The sequence below is a fragment of the Gordonia sp. IITR100 genome, from assembly GCF_002009645.1.
GTDB classification, from domain to species: Bacteria; Actinomycetota; Actinomycetes; order Mycobacteriales; family Mycobacteriaceae; genus Gordonia; species Gordonia hongkongensis.
In genome coordinates this window covers 169100-190609 of the sequence record NZ_MVKV01000002.1, presented here as the reverse complement: position 1 = coordinate 190609, position 21510 = coordinate 169100, and the positions used below count along the sequence as shown (strand labels likewise).

Genomic DNA, 21510 nt, shown 5'->3' with positions numbered 1-21510 from the left:
TCCGACTCGACCATGGACCCATACGAAGAGACTCTAAACCCATGCACATTCCGGTGGTAAATTGCCCGAACCGATCTGGGCGACAAGACATTACGGCTTAGGTTTGCCTTACCCAAGCTTTGCGGTGATGAAATCCGGATGAACGGCCGATGACGCCGGGCGACAGGAGATCCACGTGGTTACAGAAATCGATTGGGATGTGTTGCGGGACAAGGCCAGATCGATGATCGGTCGTGCTTACGCACCCTACTCCCGGTACCCGGTGGGCGCCGCCGGGATCACAGCCGAGGGCGGTGTCGTCGCCGGTTGCAATGTGGAAAATGTCTCATATGGCCTGGGTATCTGCGCCGAGGTCGCACTGGTCGCGGCCCTGGTGAACGACGGAGGCGGAGCGCTGCGGGCGGTCAGCGTCTGCGACGCCCGCGGGGCGGTTCTGATGCCGTGCGGACGGTGCCGACAGGTCCTGCTCGAACACGGCGGGCGCGAGCTCCTCGTCGACCACCCCGGTGGTCCCCGGATGCTCGCCGAGCTGCTTCCCGATGCCTTCGGACCCGACGATCTCGAGGCGGTCCGTTCATGACGGTCGACGCCCGGGAGATCATCCACGCGGTGTCGGTGATCGCCACCAAGCGGGGCGGACACGAACTCGCCGACGCACAGATCGCGTGGATGGTCGACGGCTACACCCGCGGCGAGGTGGCGGCGGAACAGATGTCGGCATTGCTGATGGCCATATATCTGCGCGGGATGAATCGCCGTGAGATCGCGTCCTGGACGCACGCGATGATCGACAGCGGGCGCCGGATGGACCTGTCCGGTCTGCAGCGGGACGGGCGGCCGCTGGCCACCGTGGACAAACACTCCACCGGCGGCGTCGGGGACAAGATCACCCTCCCGCTCACGCCGCTCGTCGCGTCGTTCGGTGTCGCGGTGCCGCAGCTGTCCGGTCGGGGGCTCGGTCACACCGGTGGGACGCTCGACAAGCTGGAGTCCATCCCGGGGTGGCGGGCCGAGGTGAGCACGTCCGACATGCTCGACCAGCTCGAGCGGGTCGGCGCGGTCATCTGTGCCGCAGGCGCCGACCTGGCACCCGCCGATCGCAAGCTCTACGCCCTGCGCGATGTCACGGGCACGGTCGAGTCCATTCCGCTGCTGGCGTCGTCGATCATGAGCAAGAAGATCGCCGAGGGCACCGGTGCGCTGGTCCTTGACGTCAAGACCGGGTCGGGTGCCTTCCTGCCCGACGAGGACGACGCGCGCGAACTGGCGTCGACCATGGTCGAACTCGGTCACGACGCCGGTGTCGACACCCGTGCGGTCATCACCGACATGGGTACACCGCTCGGACTCGCGATCGGCAACGCCGTTGAGGTGGCCGAGTCGGTGGAGGTACTCGCCGGCGGCGGACCCGCCGACGTCGTCGAACTGACCCTGGCCCTCGCCCGGGAGATGCTCGACGCCGCCGGGCTCGTCGACGCCGACCCCGCAACCCATCTCGCCGACGGCCGGGCGATGGACACGTGGCGGGCGATGATCGCGGCGCAAGGTGGCGACCCCGATGCGCCCCTACCGACGGCGCGCCACCACGACACCGTGACCGCGTCGGGCGACGGCATCGTCACCGAGATGGACGCGCGCGCGGTCGGCGACGCCGCGTGGCGCCTCGGCGGCGGCCGATCGAAGCCGGGGGAGGCGGTCGCGGCAGAGGCGGGAGTGACCATCCATGCGAAGCCCGGTGATCGTGTCCTAGCCGGTCAACCGTTGTTCACCCTCCACACGCAGGATGAGGACCGGATCCCCGGCGCCCGCTCCTGCCTGGCCGGGGCGACGACGGTGGGGCCCGACTCCGCCGAACACGCGGGCGGCGCGCTCACCCGTCCACTGATCATCGACCGCGTTAGGTTTCCATCATGACGACGCTGACCCCGGCGAACATCTCCCTCGCCCCGAAGGTGCTCCTCCACGACCACCTCGACGGCGGACTCCGGCCCGCGACGGTCCTCGAGTTGGCCCACGAGGTGGGGTACGACGGCCTCCCGGCGGACGAGAACGGCAGGCCGATCGACGACGCCGACTCGCTCGGGCAGTGGTTCCGACGTGCGGCCGACAGCGGCTCGCTCGAGCGCTACCTCGAGACCTTCTCGCATACGGTCGCGGTGATGCAGACCGTCGGCGGGTTGGAACGCGTCGCGCGCGAGTGCGTGGAGGACCTCGCCGCCGACGGGGTCGTGTACGCCGAGGTGCGTTATGCGCCCGAACAGCATCTCGAAGGCGGGCTGACCCTCGACGAGGTCGTCGAAGCGGTGCTGCGGGGCTTCGCCGAGGGCGAGGCGGTCGCGGCCGAGCGGGGCCGGACGATCACCGTGCGGTGCCTGGTCACCGCGATGCGCCACGCCGCCCGGTCACGCGAGATCGCCGAACTCGCGGTCCGCTACCGGGACCGGGGTGTCGTCGGTTTCGACATCGCCGGCGCCGAGGCGGGGCATCCGCCGACCCGCCATCTCGACGCCTTCGAATACATGCGGGCCAACTGTGCGCCCTTCACCATCCACGCCGGCGAGGCATTCGGGCTGCCGTCGATCCACGAGGCCATCGGCTTCTGCGGGACGGACCGGTTGGGTCACGGCGTCCGCGTCTTCGACGACATCGAACTCCCGGAGGGGGTCGATCTCGCGGCGCACTCGTTCGCGGGTGCGCGGCTGGGTCAGGTGGCGAACATCGTGCGGGACAAGCGGATTCCGCTGGAGCTGTGCCCGAGTTCGAATGTGCAGACCGGGGCGGTCGGTTCACTCGCCGAGCATCCGTTCAACGTGTTGGCGCGCCTACGGTTCCGGGTGACGGTGAACACCGACAACCGATTGATGTCCGACACCACCATGAGCAAGGAATTCGGCCTGCTCGCCGATCGGTTCGGCTACGGCTGGGCGGATTTCGAACGGTTCACGGTGAACGCGATGAAGTCGGCGTTCATCCACTTCGACGAGCGGCTGGCGTTCATCGACGACGTGATCAAGCCCGGCTACGCGGTGCTGCTCGGCTGAGCAGCACCGTCGCGGCCGGTTATGGGCGGAGAGGACTGCGCCCGTCAGCCCTTCTTGGTGAGCCGGGCCTCGAAGTCGTGCTCGAGCGCGCGCCACGCCTCGGCCTCGTTGTCGAACGGACCGCTGGGCGCCATGCGCTTGGGGTCGGGGTTGACGGTGTAGTCGACGAACCATCCCAGCGGGGTGGTGGTGCCGAGGGCCTCGGAGACCGTGCTGTCACCGGCGTAGTCGGCTGCGTCGGTGAAGAGTTCGACGGCGAGGTCGAGCTGGTCGCGATCCATTCGGCGGGGGCCGTCGGCGATGTCGTCGGCAAGACCCGGCAGGACGTAGACGTTGTCGTCGATGACGTCGAACTCGAGTGATCCGTTGGTCGCCTCGGTGCGGACCTCGTCGAACGTGGACAGGTCGGCGAGGTCATGCGTGTTGTCGTCGGCGAGGAACCGCGAGAGCGAGCGCGCCGAGGTGAACACGAAGATCTTGCCCTTGGTGCCGAGGAACACCGGGTCGTCTCCGAGATAGCACCGCAGTGTCAGGTACTCGTTCGCGCTGGTGACGATCTTGATCGGGTCGATGCCGACCGACGCCCAGAAATCGTCGTCGTCGTAGTCGTCCTCGTCGTCCTCTTCGAGGTCATCGTCGTCGGCGGCGTCCGAGGACTCGGAGTCGGGGGCACCGACGATCTCGATGTCATCGTCGGTCGGCTCGTCCTCGTCCTCGGCGGACGCGGCGGCCTCGAGTTCGGCCTCGGCGGTCTCGACGGCCTTGGCGTCCACCTTCGGTGTGCTGATGACACCGTCGATGGCATCGAGCACGTCATCCCAGTGCTTGGCGATGAGCCGGCCGATGCGCACCCAGAGGTCGGTGCCCTCGCGGCCGTCGAAGTTGCGTGTGCCGGTGGTGACGGCGCCCAGGATCGGGTTGCCGTTGAAGAACTTGGTGACCGGTGTCAGTTCGCAGACCTCACCGAGGATGCGCACGATCTCGAGTGCGTCTTCGAGTTCGGCGATGACCTCGGCGGTGGGGTCCTCCGCGGCGAGCTCGGGTACGCCGACGAGGTCGTAGCTGTGGCGCTCGTCGGGGACCAGTTCATCGGCCTGCAGGCCGACCACGGTCGACCACGCCGGATGCTCGACGAGATCGTTGTCCTCGTTGGTGCGGATGAACGCGGCGAGCTCGGCGACAGAGGGCAGGACGTACAGGTCCTCGTCCAGTCCGAGGAAGGCCTCCCATTCGTCATCGCCCTCACGCCAGCGGGGTGCCCACAGGGTGAAGCTGTTTCCGTCGGTGAGTCCGAGCTCAATCGGGACGATGTCTCCGGCCATGGGGACACAGCCTAGCGATTGTCGGCGGCGGATCCAGTAGTGCCCCCACAGACGGTCGGTGGTGTGCCGACGACTTTTCGATGAACTCCTGACTCGCCCGCGGGTGCGACCATCGGCGCGGCTCTCATCGTGGACGGAAGAATCCTTCGAATGCCTGGTCGAGGTTCGAGGTTCGCACCGGCGAGACGCCTACGGGGTCACCGGCTTCGATCATTTGACCATTGCCGATGTACATCGCCACGTGGCCGGACCACACCGCGAGGTCTCCGGGCTGCAGCTGCGCCTGGGACACCTGATACCCGGCGGTGTCCTGCTCCTGGGCGAGGCGGGGGAGTTCGAGCCCGGCCTGCCGGTAGGCCCACTGTGTGAAGCCGCTGCAGTCGAATCCGTCGGGCGTCGTCCCGCCCCAGACATAGGGCACCCCGCGTTGACTCAGCGCGGCCCGCACCGCGGTCGCCGCGCGTTCGTTCGGAGCGTGGGCGACCGAGCCGTCGGGCAGCGTGATGGGGACGCCGCCGGGCGTGGGGACGGGCGACAGTCTGGCGGCGTCGCCGCCTGCGACTCCGACCATCTCGGCCGGCGCCGTGCGGCGGGCCAGGGCGGCCATCGCCTCGGTGTCGGAGCCGAGCTCGGCGCGAGCACGGCCGATGATCTCCACGCCGCGGCTCAGATGCTCGACGGCGATCGGCAGTACGGCGAGAAGGACTGCCGGAGTGGCCAATCCGCCGTTGAGGCCTCGGACATGCCGTTCCAGGGAGTCCACGAGGCCGTTCAGCGCGGTCGACGCCATGTGGACGGTACGGCCGGCGCTCTCGACGAGCCGGCCGAACTCGGCGGCGCATTCGGTGAGTTCGGTGAGTCGGCGCTGGTTCGCCGCGGTCGCGGCTGCGGCTCCGGCGGCCCCGGCTCCGTCCCACCGCGTGCGGACGGACTCGGCGGCCGACGTCGACCGCTGGCGCACCGACTCGACGGTGCCCGCTACGGTCCGGACCCGTTCGGCGGGGTTGCCCGGTGCCAGGATGCCGGTCCCCAGCGCGGCGATCAGTTGCCGCAGTGGCTCGATGAGGAGTTCGACGGGGATCACAGCGTCAGCTCACCGGCCGTCGCGATCCGGTCGGCGGCGGCGCAGTCGCAGTCGGCGTACGACGTTGCGGCCGAGCTCGTCGTGAGTCCGAGGCGTTCCTCGCGCGCCGTGGCGGCCTCGATGGTGCGACGGTACAGGTCGAGGAACTCGACGACGGCGGTGAGGAACTCGATGCCGATAAGGCCGAAGGTGATGGCGAGTTCGACCACGGCGGCGTCGTCGCTGCCGGTCCCGCCCTCGAGCATCCGGGCATTGGTGCGGTGGGTGCCGGAGAACTCGTGCAGCGCAGACGAATCGGCGACCAGTCGGCCAGCGGGGTCCGGGCCTGGCCGGGTGGGTGCGGGATGGGGGTGAGGGGAGGACGGGCTCATGGGTTTCTGACGCGGCGCGGCCCTGTTGGGTTCCATCGGATTCTCGCGGCGACCGAGACCGGCGTGGTGGAGCTCGCCCAAGCGGCACGCGAGCGCCGGGGAGGAAATAGGGTGTCGGCATGGAGTCCCTGATCGTCGACCATCCCCTCGCAGCCGCGCGTCTGACCACGATGCGCGACGAGACCACCGACAACGCCGGATTCCGGGCTGCGCTGTCCGACCTCACCCAGATGCTGATCTACGAGGCGCTTGCCGGTGCGCCGCGCGCCGACGTCGCGATCAACACGCCGATGACCGCGCACACGGGATCGAGGCTGGCATCCCCGCCTCTCCTGGTCCCGGTCCTGCGGGCCGGCCTCGGGATGGTCGAGCAGGCGCACGCGATGGTGCCCGAGGCGCATGTCGGTTTCGTGGGCCTCGCCCGCGACGAGGAGACCGCACAACCCGTGCCGTACCTGGAGTCGCTGCCGGAGGACCTGTCGGGACGGCCGGTGTTCGTCCTCGACCCCATGCTCGCCACCGGCGGCTCCATGCTCCACACCATCGAGTTGCTGGTCGCCCGCAATGCCACCGACATCACCGCCGTGTGTGTCGTCGCCGCACCTGAAGGGGTTGCGGCGCTGGAGAATTCCGGTCACCCGTGCCGGCTCGTCGTGGCTGCCGTGGACGACGGGCTTAACGAGGTCAACTACATCGTGCCCGGTCTCGGTGACGCGGGCGACCGGCAGTTCGGTCCGAGGTATTCGTGAGGATGGCTGAACCTCGCGCGGCACGTCGCTGAGACAAGCCACACGTCGTCATTCAAGGGCCCTCATGACCCGCCCTGATGTTCTTTTCGCCGAACGCTGCCGTCTGGTACTGGCAGGATGCTTCGTCGATCACCGATCACGGACGGCCGCTGCGGTGGGCCGCCGAACGGTTTGAATGCTCGAGCGACGGCCGAGAAACGGGCCGACGGCTACCGTGTTCACGGCGAAGCCGGCATGACAGCTCACTCCAGCCGCCCCACCTGTCACCCAACGAACCCCGGTGCGACGTGAACGTCGAATCATCAAGCTATGCCTATCTCCCCGCCGGGACGCAGCTCCTATTGCCACGCATCTACTGCTGCGAGATCGACCGTCGAGGCGGTGCTGCGCCGATATGGGATGCCACTGTTGCGACACCTCGCCCAGGCCACCGCGCTGCCGGTACGCCGAACCCCACCGCGCCGCTTAGATCACGGCGCTCCCGGAGGCCTCCATATCGTCGACGACCACACTCGGCTGCGTACTCCGAGATCCTCACCGACGAACGCACAGAGACCGATACGCAATTCTGGGGCCGGGCACGCCCTTCTTCCACGCGCACGGCATCACGGACAAGAGTTGTTGACCGACTACGGCGGCAGTTGCCGCCCAGGGCTTTCCGCGCATGCCCTCGGCCATGAGATCGCGCACCAGAGACCCGTCTGTACCGACCACAGACCACAACAGAGTTGAACGCTTCCACCGGTTGCTCGCCTCGGAAAGGGCCTACGCGAGGTCCACACCACTGAGGCCGCCCGAGCGGCGACCTACGACGACTGGCTGCACGACTACGAAAACCACCGAATCCACACCGTTATCGGCGGATTCGCCCGAACGCCTACGCGTCCACAACTTCACCGGGGCTACAGCGAGTCCGCGGCACGAACACCGTTGGAAGAACGAATTCCGAAACGGGTGTGACTGAAGTTCACCACTGTCATCGATCCACGCACTGCAACGCACAGTGGACGAAAAGCGCTGCACAGTCATTGGTTTCGTAATTTCCGGGCTTGTGGAGTTTTCTCGTAATCGAATGGATGTTCCTGTACCTTGGAGTCATGTCAGAGCTAGCCACTCTCCTCGATCAACTCATCGAGACCACCCCACCCGCCGACGACCCCACCGGCAGAGCAACATTCGACGCCCTCGACACATGGCGCCTGATCCGCAACCTTGCTGATCATCAGATCGTCACCCACGCAGCGCAACTCGACGAACTCGGCGTCGCGCAGAAAGCCGGCAGTACCACCAAGAAGTTGCTGATCGAAAGCGGCCACGCACCTGCCGCTGCTCTTCGCACCGTGCGAAGTGTCAACGCCCTGCCGACGCTGCCCGTGGTGGCGCGTCACGCGGCCGACGGGAGACTGGCTGGCGAGATCGTCGACGCCATCGTGCGCGGGGTGAACGAGATCGAGAAACGTTGTCACGAAGGGCTTTCCGACGACGATCGCACCCGGCATGAGAGCGAGCTCGTCGCCCAGGCGCTGTCGGGCGCGACACCGACTGAAGTACTCAAGCACGCTCGAGCCATCGGCAACACACTCTGCGACGACTCTGACACCGGTGCACCGGCGGCCGACGACCCATCGCTGAACTCGGTCAACGCACATACCGCCGACGACGGCCGCGTCGAGGTCCGTGCCGATCTCACCCAGGTGGTCGGCGAGAAGTTCCTGGCCATGATCGACGAACGCTCCTGCCCAAAACCCGAACCCGACGGAGCCGAGGATCGTCGCACCGCCGAGCAACGCCGCGCCGACGCTTTCGAGTTGATCCTCGACCAAGCCGCGATCGGCGCGACCATCGATACCGTTGGTTCCCCGCGCACGCAACTGATGCTGACGATCCCCGCGACCGGAGAGCTGGCAACGCTGCCGTGGACCGGGACGGTCAGCCAAGCGACCGCCAAAAAGGTGTCGTGCGACGGGTCCCTGACCGAGATAATCCTCGACCGTGAGGGCGTACCGCTGCAGATGGGTCACACCCGCCGGTTGTATCCGGCACACCTCCGCAAAGCAATCATCGTGCGCGACGCCTGCTGCATCAAATGCGGTGCACCACCCTCACATACCCAAGTCCACCACATCCGGTCATGGGCCGACGGCGGACCCACCGACCTCGACAACGGCTGCCTGCTCTGCCAACGCTGCCACACCCAGGTCCACCACCACGGCTGGGACATCGTCATTGGTTACGACCGGCACCCGTGGCTCATCCCACCCGCGTCGATCGACCCGCACCGCCGGCCACTACCCGCCTACAACCGACGCACCATGCGACTCGACGACGCCGCCTGACCACACCTTCGCGCAGCACCTTCCGCACCCGGGCCACACCCGGGACCGAACCTGTCCCTTGACAACTCAACAGTGTCACCCCAGCGGCAACCGCCCGTACGAGACCGGAACGTCTCGTCGTCGTGGGTGGAAGGCGACTGCCGAGCGCCGAATGAGGGCCCGGACCTGGGCCAGTGCTGCCGGGTGTTCCAAACTGCCGGGGACGGTGGTCGTCTGTGCCCCAGGCGAACTGGCGGCACGTCCAAGCGGGGGCGGCAACGTCGGCGTGGCAACGGTCGTCCCGTCACGCACGCTTCGAATTACGGTGACCGGGCTGCGCCGAACCGCGGTCAGCGAGGTGCGGCGGGTCTCAGCCGGGCAGCGACCAGTACGCGAGCATCGGCTCCTCGGTGAGCACGGCGCCGCCGTCGACGATGGTGAGACTTGTCGGCGAGACGAGGTAACGCACCGAACCGTTGCGCGCCTCGAAGGTGTCGCCGGTGCGGGTCGGGAACTGGAGTTCGATCCCGCCCTCGGGTGCGGCGCCCTTGTAGTACAAGCGGCCCGTCTGGGTGCCCACCTGGCAGATCACCACGCGCGACCGGGCGGTCTGTCCGACGGCCACGGCGGGGTCGTCGGCGGCGTTGCAGCGGGGGCCGCTGGTGAATCCCTGCCAGTCCGCGCCGGCGACGGTGGGGGTCGGCCGGACCGGGGGCGGCGGCGTCGTGGTGGTGGTCGCGGTGGTGGGGGTCGTCGTCTCCGCGGGGCGGGTGACGGTACTCGTGAAGGTCGACGCCGACGGTTGTCCGCCGTCCGCGCTGTCGCGGTCCGCGGACTCGTCGTCCGCGGGGATCAGGAGCAGCGCCGCGAGGACGCCCACCACCACCAGCAGCACGCCCGCGCCGATCGCCACCAGCACCGCCGGCGACGACCACGGGGACCGAGGCGGGCCAGGTGGCACCGGGCCCTGCGGGTAACCGCCCGACGGATAGCCATACTGGGGATAGCCGCCTGGACCGCTCGGTGGATAGGTCATCTCGCTCCTTCGGTTCGGCCGGCCGCCGGTTCCGTTCGGTCCTACAGTTCGCCGATGATCCGGGCCAACAGCTCGCCCATCCGGGTTGCCGACGCGCGGCCGACCTCCAGGACCTCTGCGTGGCTCAGGTGTTCGCCGGTCATGCCGGCCGCGAGGTTGGTGACAAGGGAGATGCCGAGCACGTCGAGTCCGGCGGCGCGCGCCGCGATGGTCTCGTGCACGGTCGACATCCCGACCAGGTCCGCACCCATCGTCCGCAACATCCGGATCTCGGCGGGGGTCTCGTAGTGCGGGCCGGGGAGCCCGGCGTAGACCCCATCGGCGAGGCCCGGGTCGATGCCGCGCGCGATCTGTCGCAGCCGCGGTGAATACGCATCGACCAGGTCGACGAACTGGGCCCCGACCAACGGGGAGCGGGCCGTGAGATTCAGATGATCCGAGATGAGCACGGGTTGCCCGACCGACATGTCCTCGCGCAGACCGCCCGCCGCGTTGGTGAGCACGACGGTGTGGACACCGGCCGCGGCTGCGGTGCGGACCGGGTGGACCACGCGAGCGAGGTCGTGGCCCTCGTAGGCGTGAATACGTCCCAGCATCAACAGGACTCGTCGATCACCGATCCGGACGGAGTGGACCACGCCGCCGTGGCCGGCGGCCTTGGGCGGGACGAATCCCGGGATCGACGCCATCGGCAACGAGCGGATGGGCCGCCCGAAGGCGTCGGCGGCAGGTGACCATCCCGACCCGAGGATGACGGCCACATCGTGTGTAGCGGCGTCGGTCTCGGCAGCGATCGTGGCCGCGGCGACGATGGCCGCGGCATCGGGGTCGGCGGTGGGCTCCATGCGCCAACCCTAAACCGTTCCCAGGCCCACACGGCCGCGCGTCGCAGCGCGCCGACCGATCGGGTCGGTGGCGACGAGACCGGGAGCGATAAGGTCGGGACATGCCATTTCTGAACGGTGACGGGGAGGTCGTCGAGCTCCATCTCGGAGCGCGCGGTGAGGAGATCAGCGAGTCCAATCCGGAGAACCGCTTCCGGGCCGACTGGTTGGACGAGGTCGATGCACTGCTGGACCAGGTGGTCGCCGACCCGACACGACCGCTGGTGATCACCGCCACCGGGAAGTTCTTCTCCAACGGCCTGGACACCGACCACATCTTCGCCGCTCCCGACCAGCTGCCCGGTTACCTCGACCGCGTGCACGCCCTGTACGCGAAGGTGCTCACCCTGCCCGTTCCGACGGTCAGCGCCGTCAACGGACACGCCTTCGGCGCCGGAGCGATGCTCGCGTTGTGCACCGACCACGTCCTGATGCGCACCGAACGCGGTTTCTGGTCGCTGCCCGAGGCCGCTCTCACCATGCCGTTCACCCGTGGGATGGCGACGTTGCTGCGCACCCGACTGACCGATCGCACCGCCACCGAGGCGATGTACACCAGCCGGCGGTACGGCGCCGACGACGCGGTGCGTGCGGGAATCGTCGACGAGGCCGTGGACGCCGAACTCCTCGTGAAGCGGGCCATCGAGATCGCGGCCGCCCGCTCCGCGACCGCCGGACCCAACCTGGCGCTGATCAAGCGCGGACTCCGTGGCCCCCTGCTCGACGACCTCGCACGTCAGACCCCGCCCGGAGTCTACTGATGTCGGCCGCGGGAGCGGACTTCGCCGCGGCGGACGATCCCATTGACGCCTGGCTCGCCGAGCACGGCGGCGATCTCATCGCGTGGCGCCGGCAGATCCATGCGCATCCGGAACTGTCCCGGCAAGAGGTCCGCACCACCGAGCTGGTGATGAGCGAGCTCACCGCTGCCGGACTCACCCCGCGCCGGCTGCCGCTGGGCACCGGAGTGGTGTGCGACCTCGGTCCCGCCGGTGAGCCCCGTATCGCGCTGCGCGCGGACATGGATGCCCTGCCGGTGACCGAACACACCGGCCTGCCGTTCACCTCGGCGGTGGAGGGCGCGTCGCACTCGTGCGGTCACGACGCGCACACGGCCATCCTGATCGGCGTCGCGAAGCTCCTCGCCGCGGCCGAACCACTTCCGGTCGGCGTGCGTCTGATCTTCCAGGCCGCCGAGGAGGTCATGCCCGGCGGAGCCCTCGACGCCATCGAGGCGGGCGTCACCACCGGTCTCGGCCGCATCTTCGCCTTGCACTGCGACCCTCGCCTGCCGGTCGGCACGGTCGGCCTGCGGTCCGGCCCGTTGACGTCCGCGGCCGACCACATCGATCTGCAACTGCACTCGGCCGGCGGGCACACGTCGCGGCCGCACCTCACCGGGGATCTCATCTACGCGATGGGCACGGTGATCACCGGCCTGCCCGGGGTGCTGTCGCGACGGATCGACCCGCGTTCGGGCACGGTGATGGTGTGGGGCGCGGCGAACGCCGGCAGCGCCGCCAACGCCATCCCGCAGGAAGGTCGCATGCGCGGCACGGTCCGCACCGGCGATCACGCCACCTGGGCCCAGCTCGAGCCGCTGGTCCGCAGCGTCGTCGGCGAGCTGCTGGCACCGCTCGGCGTCCGGTACGACCTCTCGTACTTCCGCGGGGTGCCGCCGGTCGTCAACGACGAGGTCGCGGTCGGGATGTTCGAACGGTCCGTCGCCGCGATCGGGTCCAAGGCGATCGCGGACACCCCGCAGTCACCCGGCGGCGAGGACTTCTCCTGGTATCTCGAACACGTCCCGGGAGCGATGGCCCGCCTCGGCGTGTGGGACGGATTCGGACCGCAGGTCGATCTGCACGCGCCCAACTTCGATCTCGACGAACGTGCCCTCGCCATCGGTGTGCGCGCGCTCGCCGGGATCGTGCTGAACGCGACCAGCGCCGCCGGCTAGGACATCTCGTTCTATTCCGCGGGCCCCGGCCCGGGTCCGACATTGCGCGACTCGCGCAACCGGAGGTCTTGCACATACTCCGCGGGTGCGCCGGCGATCTCCGCGGCCTCGGCCATGACGCCGAGGTAGCGCGCCGAGGGCAACCCGCCCTCGAAGGCGTCGAGGACGTACAACCAGGCCAGTACCGGGCCGTCGGCGGTGTCGACGCGGGCGCGGATCTTGCGGTGGATGCCGAGCTCGGAACCCTCCCACCGGTCGAGCAGATCCTCGTCCTCGGTGGTGACGTCGTAGAGAACCACGAACACCCGGGCGTCGGGGTCGTCGCGGTCCTCGGTGACCGTGGCCAGGGACCCCTCCCACCCGATGTCGCCGCCGCCGAACGTCAGACGCCAGCCGGGGAGCCATCCGGTGCCCGACATCGGGGAGTGCGGCGCGCGCTCGGCCATCTGCTCGGGATGCATGTTGGATCCATAGGCGGCATAGATGGGCACGGATGGAGCCTAGATGGTCTCCGCCGAGTCCGGAAGGCGACACCGTGGCCCGGCTCCGGTGTGCGACCACGTTCACAACGACGGACCCGCCCGACTAGTTTGGTAGGCGGCGCGAACGGGGTCGACCGTCTCGCGCGACCCGAGGAGCGTGTCACCCCGCGTTCCCGTCGAGCCACGACACACAGCCGGGCGCAGCTTCCCCACGAAGGACGCGGCGAGCCGGCGTGGAGAACAGGAGTCACAGTGACCAGGATCGTCATCATCGGCGGCGGACCCGCGGGTTACGAGGCGGCGCTCGCGGCGGCCGCCTACGGGGCCGACATCACGGTGATCGATTCGGACGGGATCGGCGGTGCCTGCGTGTTGTGGGACTGCGTCCCGTCCAAGACGTTCATCGCGTCCACCGGCATCCGCACCGAGGTCCGTCGCGCCGTCGATCTGGGTATCAACATCAAGACCGACGACACCTCCGTCACATTGCCGCAGATCCACCAGCGGGTCCGCGACCTCGCGTTCGCCCAGTCCGCGGACATCCGCTCACGACTCATCAGCGAAGGCGTGACGCTTGTTTCCGGTACCGCAGTTCTCGACGAGCGGCAGGTCGGCGTCTCGACGCACACCGTCGTCGCGACCCTCGCCGACGGAACCACCGAACGCTACGACGGCGATGTGGTCCTGCTGGCGACCGGCGCCTCGCCCCGCGTGCTGCCCGACGCCCAGCCCGACGGCGAGCGCATCCTCACCTGGCGTCAGCTGTACGACCTCGAGGAGCTGCCCGAACACCTCGTCGTCATCGGTTCCGGCGTCACCGGCGCCGAGTTCGTCCACGCCTACACCGAACTGGGCGTCAAGGTGACGCTCGTGTCGAGCCGCGACCGGGTCCTCCCGCACGAGGACGAGGACGCCGCGCTGGTGCTCGAGGACGCACTCGCCGAACGCGGCGTCGAACTGGTCAAGCACGCCCGCGCCGACAAGGTCGAGCGGCACGGCGATTCGGTCACCGCGCATCTGGCCGACGGCTCGACCGTGACCGGCAGTCACGTGCTGATGACCGTCGGTTCGGTCCCCAACACCACCGATCTCGGACTCGATCGTGCCGGGGTCGCGGTCGGCAAGGGCGGTTACATCGAGGTCGACCGGGTGTCCCGCACGTCGGTCGCGGGGATCTATGCGGCCGGCGACTGCACCGGGCTGTTCCCGCTGGCATCGGTGGCCGCCATGCAGGGCCGCATCGCGATGTACCACGCACTCGGCGAGGGCGTGAGCCCGATCAAGCTGAAAACCGTTGCGTCCGCGATCTTCACGCGTCCGGAGATCGCCACGGTGGGGGTGTCGCAGAACGCCATCGACACCGGTGAGTACCCGGCGCGCACCGTGATGCTGCCGCTGGCCACCAACCCGCGCGCCAAGATGAGCGGTCTGCGCCGGGGGTTCGTAAAGATCTTCTGCCGGCCGGCCACCGGCGTGGTCATCGGCGGCGTCGTGGTGGCACCGAACGCCTCCGAACTGATCCTGCCCATCGCCCTCGCGGTGCAGAACAAGCTCACCGTCGGCGACCTGGCCCAGACGTTCTCGGTGTACCCGTCGCTGACCGGGTCCATCACCGAGGCGGCGCGGCAGCTTGTTCGGCACGACGACCTGGACTGAGCGCCGCCCGCCCACTGTGCACAGCCGGTGCCGGTGTGCGCCGCCTGCTGCGTCGTCACGGTAGGGTCGGACGAATTCGTTCGTCCCGGCCGGCGACCAAGGGGGTGTCGTGAGCTCGCCGCAGCAGTCCTACAACACCTACGGCAGTCGCAACGACCGCGCGTTCGCTCGCGGTCGCACGCAGTGGGCGGGCATGAGCATCGACGAGATCCTCCACGTCCTGAGCACGATGGAACCCGGCCGTGCCGGCGGTGACGTGAACACGATCCTGCAGGCGATCGAGTCCGTCCGCCGCGCGGCCGAACGGATGCACGCGATGTTCGGCGACGGCATGCTCGGTCAGGCTTCCGACGCGGCGCTGGAGGCGGGCCGGTCGCTGTCGGCCGATCTGGCGACGACCTCGGAGACCGCCGGCCAGATCGGTGATGCGCTGTCCGGCGCGACGGGCATCCTCGGGTCGGCTCGCGGTCAGGAGGGGCGGTTGCGTGAGCTGCAGCAGCACATCCGTGACAATCCCGAGGACGCGCCGGCGGTCCGGCACGAGGTCGACCGGGCGATGACGGGCGCCTACTCCTCGCCGATGATCGGGCTGCAGCGCTCCCTGCCGAACGACCCGTCCGGGGCGAACGGGGTGACCGCAGGACTCGGCGGCGGGCCGACCGCAGGCGGTTCCGGGGCCGCGGGCTCCGGGCCGGACGCTCCCCGCGGTCAGGCTGCCAACACCGTCGACGCCGGCGACTTCGGGCGTGCCACTCCGACCGCCGGGCCGGTGCCGGTCGCTGCGGGCGGTCCACCACCCGGTGGCGGCGGACCCGGTGCGTCGTCGACGCCGCCAGGGCCTGCGGGTCCGGGCGGCGGACCATCCGGTCGTGGCAACACAGACGGCCCCGACGGGTTGGTGCGTGGTGGTCGGGCGACGCCCGAGTCGACGACCCGCGGTGCCGCGGCTCCGGGAACGCACCGGTCGGGAGGCGCTGACGGGATCGGTGATAACAACGGACCCGGTTCCGGTGCCGGTGCGCCGGCGAGTGGAGGCCCCGGGATCCCGGTCGCGATGCCCGCCCCCGGCTTGCTCCCACCCGCATCGGCGCCGACGCCGACCCCGGGCGCCGGCGGCTCACCGACGCCGGCGACTCCCGCCACCGCCGGGCCGGTTGCCCAGCGCCCGACGGGGATGCCGCTCGCCGGGGCCCCGAGCGGCGGACGGCGGCCCGGCGCCGACGACGACAGCCACCGGGCCGCGCCGTACCTGCACACTCGGGAACACGGCGCGCAGCTCGTCGGCGACATGCCGCTCGTCGGGCCGCCCGTCATCGGCGACTGGATCCGGCAGGCCTTCCCGGCGGTCGACGATGCCGCGCCGGCCGGGCCCGATCAGGCCTTGTCCCTGCGGCCCGCGGCACCCGGCGACGCCGTCTCTCGGACCCCCGTCGACGGTGCGGCGCAGGAGGTCTCGGACGACACCGATGCACCGTCGGGCGGTTCGGCCACGTCGAGACCGGAGACCGTGTGAACGCCGGGCTGAAGCGTGTCGACCGGTTACCGGGCGGCGTCGCCCGCCTCGTCGACTCGGTGCCCGACGAGGACCTCACGGCGTGTCTGCACCTGATCGTCGCGACCGTCCTTGACGTCACGGCGGTCTCGACGCCCGAGATCCGGGAGGCCACCAGCCAGTGGCGGCGGCAGGGCGGTGCGTCGACGGCCGGGATCGCACGTCTGCGGCTCGTCGCGGCACAGCACGACTTCGACGCCTTCGCGCATCAGCGTCGTGGCGACGTGGACGCTCAGCGCGACAGCTTCCGCCGCGCCCGCGCCGTCGACTGCCTGGTGGCCGCGATGTCGACGCCCGCCGCTGGTGAGTCGCTGCGCGATGCGCTCCGCGAATCGGCCTATGAGGCCGCCGCGGCGCTCGGCGGCACCGCCGGTGTGGTCGCCATCCTCGCCGACCACGTGATGTGAGGCGGCGGCGCCGTCGCGCCGGTCAGGTCAGGCCGAAGCTGTGCTCGACGGCCCGGTTCCATCCCGCGTAGAGGCGGTCGCGGTTGTCGGCGGCCATCCGGGGCTCCCACCGGCGGTCTTCGGCCCAGTTGGCGCGGATGTCGTCCTCGCTCTCCCAGAAACCGACGGCCAGGCCGGCCGCATAGGCCGCGCCCAGAGCGGTCGTCTCGTTCACGACCGGCCGCACGACGGGTACGTCGAGGATGTCGGCCTGGAACTGCATGAGCAGTTCGTTCACGACCATTCCGCCGTCGACTTTGAGCGTCGACAGTTCGACCCCGGAGTCGGCCTGCATCGCCTCGATGACCTCCCGCGTCTGAAAGGCGCTGGCTTCCAATGCGGCTCGGGCGATGTGGCACTTGTCGGCGAACCGGGTGAGACCCACGATGACGCCGCGGGCATCGGGGCGCCAGCGCGGCGCGAAGAGTCCGGAGAACGCCGGCACGAAGTAGACGCCGCCGTTGTCGTCGGCGCCGGCCGCCAGTTTCTCGACGTCGGACGCCTGCGGGATCAGTCCGAGGTTGTCCCGCAACCACTGGATGAGCGAACCGGTCACCGCGATCGAGCCCTCGAGGGCATATCGCGCGGGCTGGTCGCCGATGCGGTAGCAGACGGTGGTGAGCAGGCCGTGCTCACTGAACACCGGTTCCGTGCCGGTGTTGAGGAGCAGGAAGTTCCCGGTGCCATAGGTGTTCTTCGCCTCACCGGGCTCCAGACAGGCCTGGCCGAACGTCGCCGCCTGCTGGTCGCCGAGGATGCCCGCCAGGGGCACGCCGGGCAGCGGGCCGTTGCCGCGGAGCGCCCCGAAGTCGCCTGAGGAGCTTCGGATCTCGGGCAGCATGGCCATCGGTATGCCCATGTCGGCGCAGATCTCGGCATCCCACTGCTGGGTGCGCAGGTCCATCAGCATCGTCCGGGAGGCATTCGTGACGTCGGTGACGTGCTGACCCCCGTCCACGCCGCCGGTCATGTTCCACGCCATCCAGGAATCCATTGTGCCGAAGCACAACTCGCCGTTCTCGGCGCGTTCGCGGAGGCCGTCCACGGAGTCGAGCAGCCAGCGGGCCTTGGGGCCGGCGAAGTAGGTCGACAACGGCAGGCCGGAGCGATCGCGGAACCGGTCCATGCCGACATCTCCGGCGAGCTCGGTGCACAGATCATCGGTTCGCGTGTCCTGCCACACGATGGCGTTGTGCACCGGCTTGCCGGTGTCGCGCTCCCAGATCACGGTGGTCTCGCGCTGATTGGTGAGGCCGCAGGCGACGATGTCCTTCGCGGTCAGTTCGGCCGACGCGAGGGCAGCGGCGCCGACGCGCCGGGTGTTACGCCAGATCTCGGCGGCGTCGTGCTCGACCCAGCCCGCGCGCGGGAAGATCTGTTCGTGTTCGAGCTGCTCGACGCCGACGACGCGCCCCTTGTGATCGAAGATCATCGCCCGGGTCGAGGTGGTGCCCTGGTCGATCGCCGCCACGTATTTGCCTGACCTACCCACGCCGGACAGTGTCGCACGCTGTCCGACTCGCCGAGATCAATTAGGCTCGGCAACCATGAACACCGAGTTCAACCCGGACCGGCCGGCCGACATGGGGCCCCTCTACCGCGCCGAGGCGTGGCGGAGATTCGGGGAGGAGCAGTTCGACGTCGTGGTCATCGGCGGCGGCGTGGTGGGCGTCGGCGCCGCACTCGACGCGGCGACGCGCGGCCTGCGGGTGGCGCTCGTGGAGGCGCGCGACATCGCCTCGGGCACGTCGAGCCGGTCGTCGAAGATGTTCCACGGTGGCCTCCGCTATCTCGAGCAGCTCGAATTCGGCCTCGTGCGTGAGGCTCTACGCGAACGCGAGTTGTCGCTCCGGTTCCTCGCGCCACATCTGGTCAAGCCGTTGCCGTTCCTGTATCCGCTCACGCAACGGGTGTGGGAGCGGCCGTATGTCGGAGCCGGCATCTTCCTCTACGACCGGATGGGCGGCGCCAAGTCCGTTCCCGGACAGCGTCATGTCACCCGATCGGGTGCCCTGCGCGTGGCCCCGGCACTCAAGCGCAGCTCGCTCATCGGCGGGATCCGGTACTACGACACCGTCGTCGACGACGCGCGGCACAGCCTCACGGTCGCCCGCACAGCGGCCAATTACGGTGCGGTCATCCGGACCTCGACCCAGGTCACCGGATTCCTGCGCGAATCCGACCGGGTGCTCGGAGTCCGGGTCCGCGACACCGAGAACGGCGACGTGACCGAGATCCGAGCCCACTGCGTGATCAACGCCGCGGGCGTGTGGACCGACGAGGTGCAGGCACTGTCCAAGCAGCGCGGGCACTTCAAGGTCCGGGCGTCGAAGGGGGTGCACATCGTGGTGCCGCGCGACCGGATCGTCAGCGAGACCGCGATCATCCTGCGCACCGCCAACTCGGTGCTGTTCGTCATCCCGTGGGAGACGCACTGGATCATCGGCACCACCGACACCGACTGGAACCTCGACCTCGCGCATCCGGCCGCCACCCGCGCCGACATCGACTACATCCTCGAACGCGTCAATGAGGTCCTGGTCACCAAGCTCAACCACGACGACATCGAAGGCGTCTACGCCGGCCTCCGGCCGCTGTTGGCCGGGGAGGACGACGACACCTCGAAGCTGTCCCGGGAACACGCGGTCGCGACCGTCGCGCCCGGACTCGTGTCGATCGCCGGCGGCAAGTACACCACCTACCGGGTGATGGCCGCCGACGCCGTCGACGCGTGCGACGACTTCATTCCCACCCGGGTGGCGCCGTCGATCACCGAACGCGTCCCGCTGCTCGGGGCGGACGGTTACTTCGCGCTCATCAACCAGTGCGAGCACCTCGGACGCCGATACGGGTTGCACCCGTACCGGATTCGCCGGTTGCTGAACCGCTACGGCTCGCTGATCGACGACGTGCTGTACTACGCCGACGGCGACAAGAGCCTGCTGCAACCGCTGGCCGCGGCGCCGCAGTATCTGCGCGTGGAGGTGGTGTACGCCGCGGTCGACGAGGCGGCGCTGCACCTCGAGGACGTCCTCGCCCGGCGGACCCGCATCGCCATCGAATACTCCCATCGTGGCGTCGACTGCGCCGACGAGGTCGCCGACCTGCTGGCGCCCCTCCTCGGCTGGACCACCGAGCAACGCGACTTCGAGGTGGCGACCTACGTCGCGCGCGTGGAGGCCGAGGTGGCCTCGCAGCAGCAACCCGACGACGACTCCGCCGACGCCCTGCGCGCCGCGGCCCCCGAGGCCCGGGCCGAGATCCTGGAGCCGGTGCCCGTTCCGAAATGACGGTGGCTCCGGTCGAGTCGGGACGTTGGCCTCTGTCTCCGCCCCCTGATGCCGCGGCACGATCGGGGTGGGGGAAGAAGGAGACGAGATCATGGTCGACGAATCGGTACGGGTACTCACCACCGACCAGGCCTGGGACCTGTTGGGAGGAACCGAGCTCGGTCGGATCGCATTGGCCGTCAACGGTCAACCCGACATCTTCCCGGTGAACTTCCATGCGCACGACGGCCGCATCCTGCTGCGGTCCGGCGAGGGCACGAAATTGTCGGAGCTGGCTGTGAATTCCCGGGTGGCGTTCGAGGCCGACGGACACACCGAGACCGACGGGTGGAGTGTCGTTGCCAAGGGGACGGCGCGGATCCTGGTGTCGCTCCACGAGATCGAGGCGGCCGACCAGCTGCCGCTGCGCCCGTGGATCGCCACGATGAAGTACAACTACGTGGAGATCGCGGTCGACTCGATCACCGCCCGCCGCTTCGAGTTCGGGCCCGAACCGGAGCGCTACCCCGTGTGAGGGGGCCTCGGTCGGATCACACCTGGCACCGTGGACACCAGTAGACGGATCGTTCGCCGCCGGGGGATTCGAGTTCGCCCCGCTTCACCGGGGTGGCGCAGCGCCGGCACAGCCGCCCGTGGCGTCCATAGACCCACATCCGCGCATTCGGCGACGTGTTGCCCGTGGTGGTACGAGCCCACCGCATCCGGTTCGCCCACAGCAGGCGTCGGCTGAGGTCCACGACCGGCCCGAGGTCGACCTCGCCGACCGGCCGGGTCGGCAGGACTCGCCGCAGGAAACAGATCTCGCTGCGGAAGACGTTGCCGATTCCCGCGATCAGCCGCTGGTCGAGCAAGGCCGCACCGATCGTCGCGTCCGGGTCGGAACCGAGGCGTCGGATCGCCTCCTCCCGATCGAAGTCGTCGGCGAGCAGGTCGGGGCCGAGGTAGGCGAGCGCGGCGTCGGGGTCGGCGAGCAGTTCCAGTACGCCGAGGTCGAAACCGACCGCCTCATGGTCGGCGGTGCGCAAGACGACGCGGGCCTGGTAGGCCGGGCGGCGCCACCGTTGCCCCCGCGGGTGCACGTGCCAGGCGCCCTCCATCTTCAGATGCGAGTGGATGCTCAGGGTGTCGCCGACACCCGGACCGCTCTCGGCGACGTCGATCAGCAGGTGCTTGCCCACCGATCGCACCGCGAGGACCTCGCGTCCGGAGAGGTCCGCGGTGGCCAGCGACGGGATGCGGAAGTCCGACGACTCGAGCACCCGTCCCGCGAGCCCCGCCCGCAGTCGTGCGGCGGCGGCGAAGACGGTGTCGCCCTCAGGCAT

At 69.3% G+C, this 21510-nt stretch carries 20 protein-coding genes and 1 pseudogene; 13 read left to right on the top strand and 8 right to left on the bottom strand.

The window, feature by feature from the left end; translation table 11 throughout:
- The first annotated feature begins 175 nt into the window (after positions 1 to 175).
- From B1818_RS04700 to B1818_RS04690, 3 genes are read left to right on the top strand one after another with little or no spacing between them, the layout of a single operon-like run.
- Positions 176 to 580 (top strand): cytidine deaminase, encoded by a 405-nt coding sequence (locus tag B1818_RS04700; RefSeq protein ID WP_058250658.1) that lies wholly within the window; start codon positions 176 to 178, stop codon positions 578 to 580.
- On the top strand, positions 577 to 1914 hold the full coding sequence (locus B1818_RS04695; protein ID WP_058250657.1) for a thymidine phosphorylase: 1338 nt from the start codon (positions 577 to 579) through the stop codon (positions 1912 to 1914). The genes B1818_RS04700 and B1818_RS04695 overlap by 4 nt, the downstream gene beginning before the upstream one ends.
- Positions 1911 to 3041, top strand: a complete 1131-nt coding sequence (locus B1818_RS04690; RefSeq protein WP_058250656.1) for an adenosine deaminase — start codon at positions 1911 to 1913, stop codon at positions 3039 to 3041. The genes B1818_RS04695 and B1818_RS04690 overlap by 4 nt, the downstream gene beginning before the upstream one ends.
- Positions 3042 to 3085: 44 nt before the next feature.
- Here B1818_RS04690 and B1818_RS04685 read toward each other — a convergent pair whose 3' ends face one another.
- The 3 genes from B1818_RS04685 to B1818_RS04675 form a co-directional block, all read right to left on the bottom strand.
- Entirely contained in the window at positions 3086 to 4363 is a 1278-nt protein-coding gene (locus tag B1818_RS04685; protein WP_058250655.1) for a hypothetical protein, read from the bottom strand.
- A gap of 124 nt (positions 4364 to 4487) precedes the next feature.
- Entirely contained in the window at positions 4488 to 5447 is a 960-nt protein-coding gene (locus B1818_RS04680) for a C40 family peptidase (protein WP_058250654.1), read from the bottom strand.
- Positions 5444 to 5818, bottom strand: coding sequence for a type VII secretion target (locus tag B1818_RS04675; protein WP_058250872.1), 375 nt, complete (start codon positions 5816 to 5818; stop codon positions 5444 to 5446). The genes B1818_RS04680 and B1818_RS04675 overlap by 4 nt, the downstream gene beginning before the upstream one ends.
- Before the next feature lie 119 nt (positions 5819 to 5937).
- Here B1818_RS04675 and upp point away from each other — a divergent pair, with 119 nt between their 5' ends.
- The 3 genes and pseudogenes from upp (at position 5938) to B1818_RS04660 (ending at position 8903) form a co-directional block, all read left to right on the top strand.
- Positions 5938 to 6567 (top strand): uracil phosphoribosyltransferase, encoded by a 630-nt coding sequence (gene upp, locus B1818_RS04670; RefSeq protein ID WP_058250653.1) that lies wholly within the window; start codon positions 5938 to 5940, stop codon positions 6565 to 6567.
- 64 nt (positions 6568 to 6631) lie between these two features.
- A pseudogene (locus B1818_RS04665) lies at positions 6632 to 7531 on the top strand (IS481 family transposase).
- 112 nt (positions 7532 to 7643) lie between these two features.
- A complete protein-coding gene (locus B1818_RS04660) occupies positions 7644 to 8903 on the top strand; it encodes an HNH endonuclease signature motif containing protein (RefSeq protein ID WP_078112067.1) in 1260 nt (419 codons plus the stop codon).
- Between the two features lie 349 nt (positions 8904 to 9252).
- Here the strand turns inward: B1818_RS04660 and B1818_RS04655 are convergent, their stop codons facing one another.
- Both B1818_RS04655 and B1818_RS04650 read right to left on the bottom strand, forming a co-directional pair.
- Positions 9253 to 9918, bottom strand: a complete 666-nt coding sequence (locus B1818_RS04655; RefSeq protein ID WP_078112066.1) for a hypothetical protein — start codon at positions 9916 to 9918, stop codon at positions 9253 to 9255.
- Between the two features lie 41 nt (positions 9919 to 9959).
- Positions 9960 to 10763: a purine-nucleoside phosphorylase gene (locus B1818_RS04650; RefSeq protein ID WP_078112065.1), complete on the bottom strand. Its 804-nt coding sequence runs from the start codon at positions 10761 to 10763 to the stop codon at positions 9960 to 9962.
- A gap of 101 nt (positions 10764 to 10864) precedes the next feature.
- On the opposite strand from B1818_RS04650, the gene B1818_RS04645 reads away from it, so the two are divergent.
- Positions 10865 to 11563, top strand: coding sequence for an enoyl-CoA hydratase/isomerase family protein (locus B1818_RS04645; protein WP_078112064.1), 699 nt, complete (start codon positions 10865 to 10867; stop codon positions 11561 to 11563).
- Positions 11563 to 12762, top strand: a complete 1200-nt coding sequence (locus tag B1818_RS04640; protein ID WP_068971766.1) for an amidohydrolase — start codon at positions 11563 to 11565, stop codon at positions 12760 to 12762. Before B1818_RS04645 ends, B1818_RS04640 begins: the two co-directional genes overlap by 1 nt.
- Before the next feature lie 11 nt (positions 12763 to 12773).
- On the opposite strand, the gene B1818_RS04635 is transcribed toward B1818_RS04640, so the two are convergent.
- Positions 12774 to 13253, bottom strand: coding sequence for a gamma-glutamylcyclotransferase (locus B1818_RS04635; protein ID WP_078112063.1), 480 nt, complete (start codon positions 13251 to 13253; stop codon positions 12774 to 12776).
- Positions 13254 to 13496: 243 nt separating this feature from the next.
- Between B1818_RS04635 and B1818_RS04630 the strand changes: the two genes are divergently transcribed.
- The 3 genes from B1818_RS04630 to B1818_RS04620 all read left to right on the top strand — a co-directional run bounded on the left by B1818_RS04630 (position 13497) and on the right by B1818_RS04620 (position 16859).
- Positions 13497 to 14900 (top strand): NAD(P)H-quinone dehydrogenase, encoded by a 1404-nt coding sequence (locus B1818_RS04630; RefSeq protein ID WP_058250647.1) that lies wholly within the window; start codon positions 13497 to 13499, stop codon positions 14898 to 14900.
- Between the two features lie 109 nt (positions 14901 to 15009).
- A complete protein-coding gene (locus B1818_RS04625; protein ID WP_078112062.1) occupies positions 15010 to 16413 on the top strand; it encodes a hypothetical protein in 1404 nt (467 codons plus the stop codon).
- Positions 16410 to 16859: a hypothetical protein gene (locus B1818_RS04620; protein WP_254859568.1), complete on the top strand. Its 450-nt coding sequence runs from the start codon at positions 16410 to 16412 to the stop codon at positions 16857 to 16859. The genes B1818_RS04625 and B1818_RS04620 overlap by 4 nt, the downstream gene beginning before the upstream one ends.
- A 22-nt stretch (positions 16860 to 16881) precedes the next feature.
- On the opposite strand, the gene glpK is transcribed toward B1818_RS04620, so the two are convergent.
- Positions 16882 to 18369, bottom strand: coding sequence for a glycerol kinase GlpK (gene glpK / locus B1818_RS04615; protein ID WP_078112061.1), 1488 nt, complete (start codon positions 18367 to 18369; stop codon positions 16882 to 16884).
- 76 nt (positions 18370 to 18445) lie between these two features.
- Here glpK and glpD point away from each other — a divergent pair, with 76 nt between their 5' ends.
- Together glpD and B1818_RS04605 are read left to right on the top strand one after the other, a co-directional pair.
- Positions 18446 to 20188 carry a glycerol-3-phosphate dehydrogenase gene (gene glpD / locus B1818_RS04610; protein WP_078112060.1) on the top strand — a complete coding sequence of 581 codons (1743 nt, stop codon included), beginning with the start codon at positions 18446 to 18448 and terminating at the stop codon, positions 20186 to 20188.
- Between the two features lie 91 nt (positions 20189 to 20279).
- On the top strand, positions 20280 to 20702 hold the full coding sequence (locus B1818_RS04605) for a pyridoxamine 5'-phosphate oxidase family protein (protein ID WP_058250643.1): 423 nt from the start codon (positions 20280 to 20282) through the stop codon (positions 20700 to 20702).
- Positions 20703 to 20718: 16 nt separating this feature from the next.
- Here B1818_RS04605 and B1818_RS04600 read toward each other — a convergent pair whose 3' ends face one another.
- Positions 20719 to 21510, bottom strand: coding sequence for a DNA-formamidopyrimidine glycosylase family protein (locus B1818_RS04600; protein ID WP_078112059.1), 792 nt, complete (start codon positions 21508 to 21510; stop codon positions 20719 to 20721).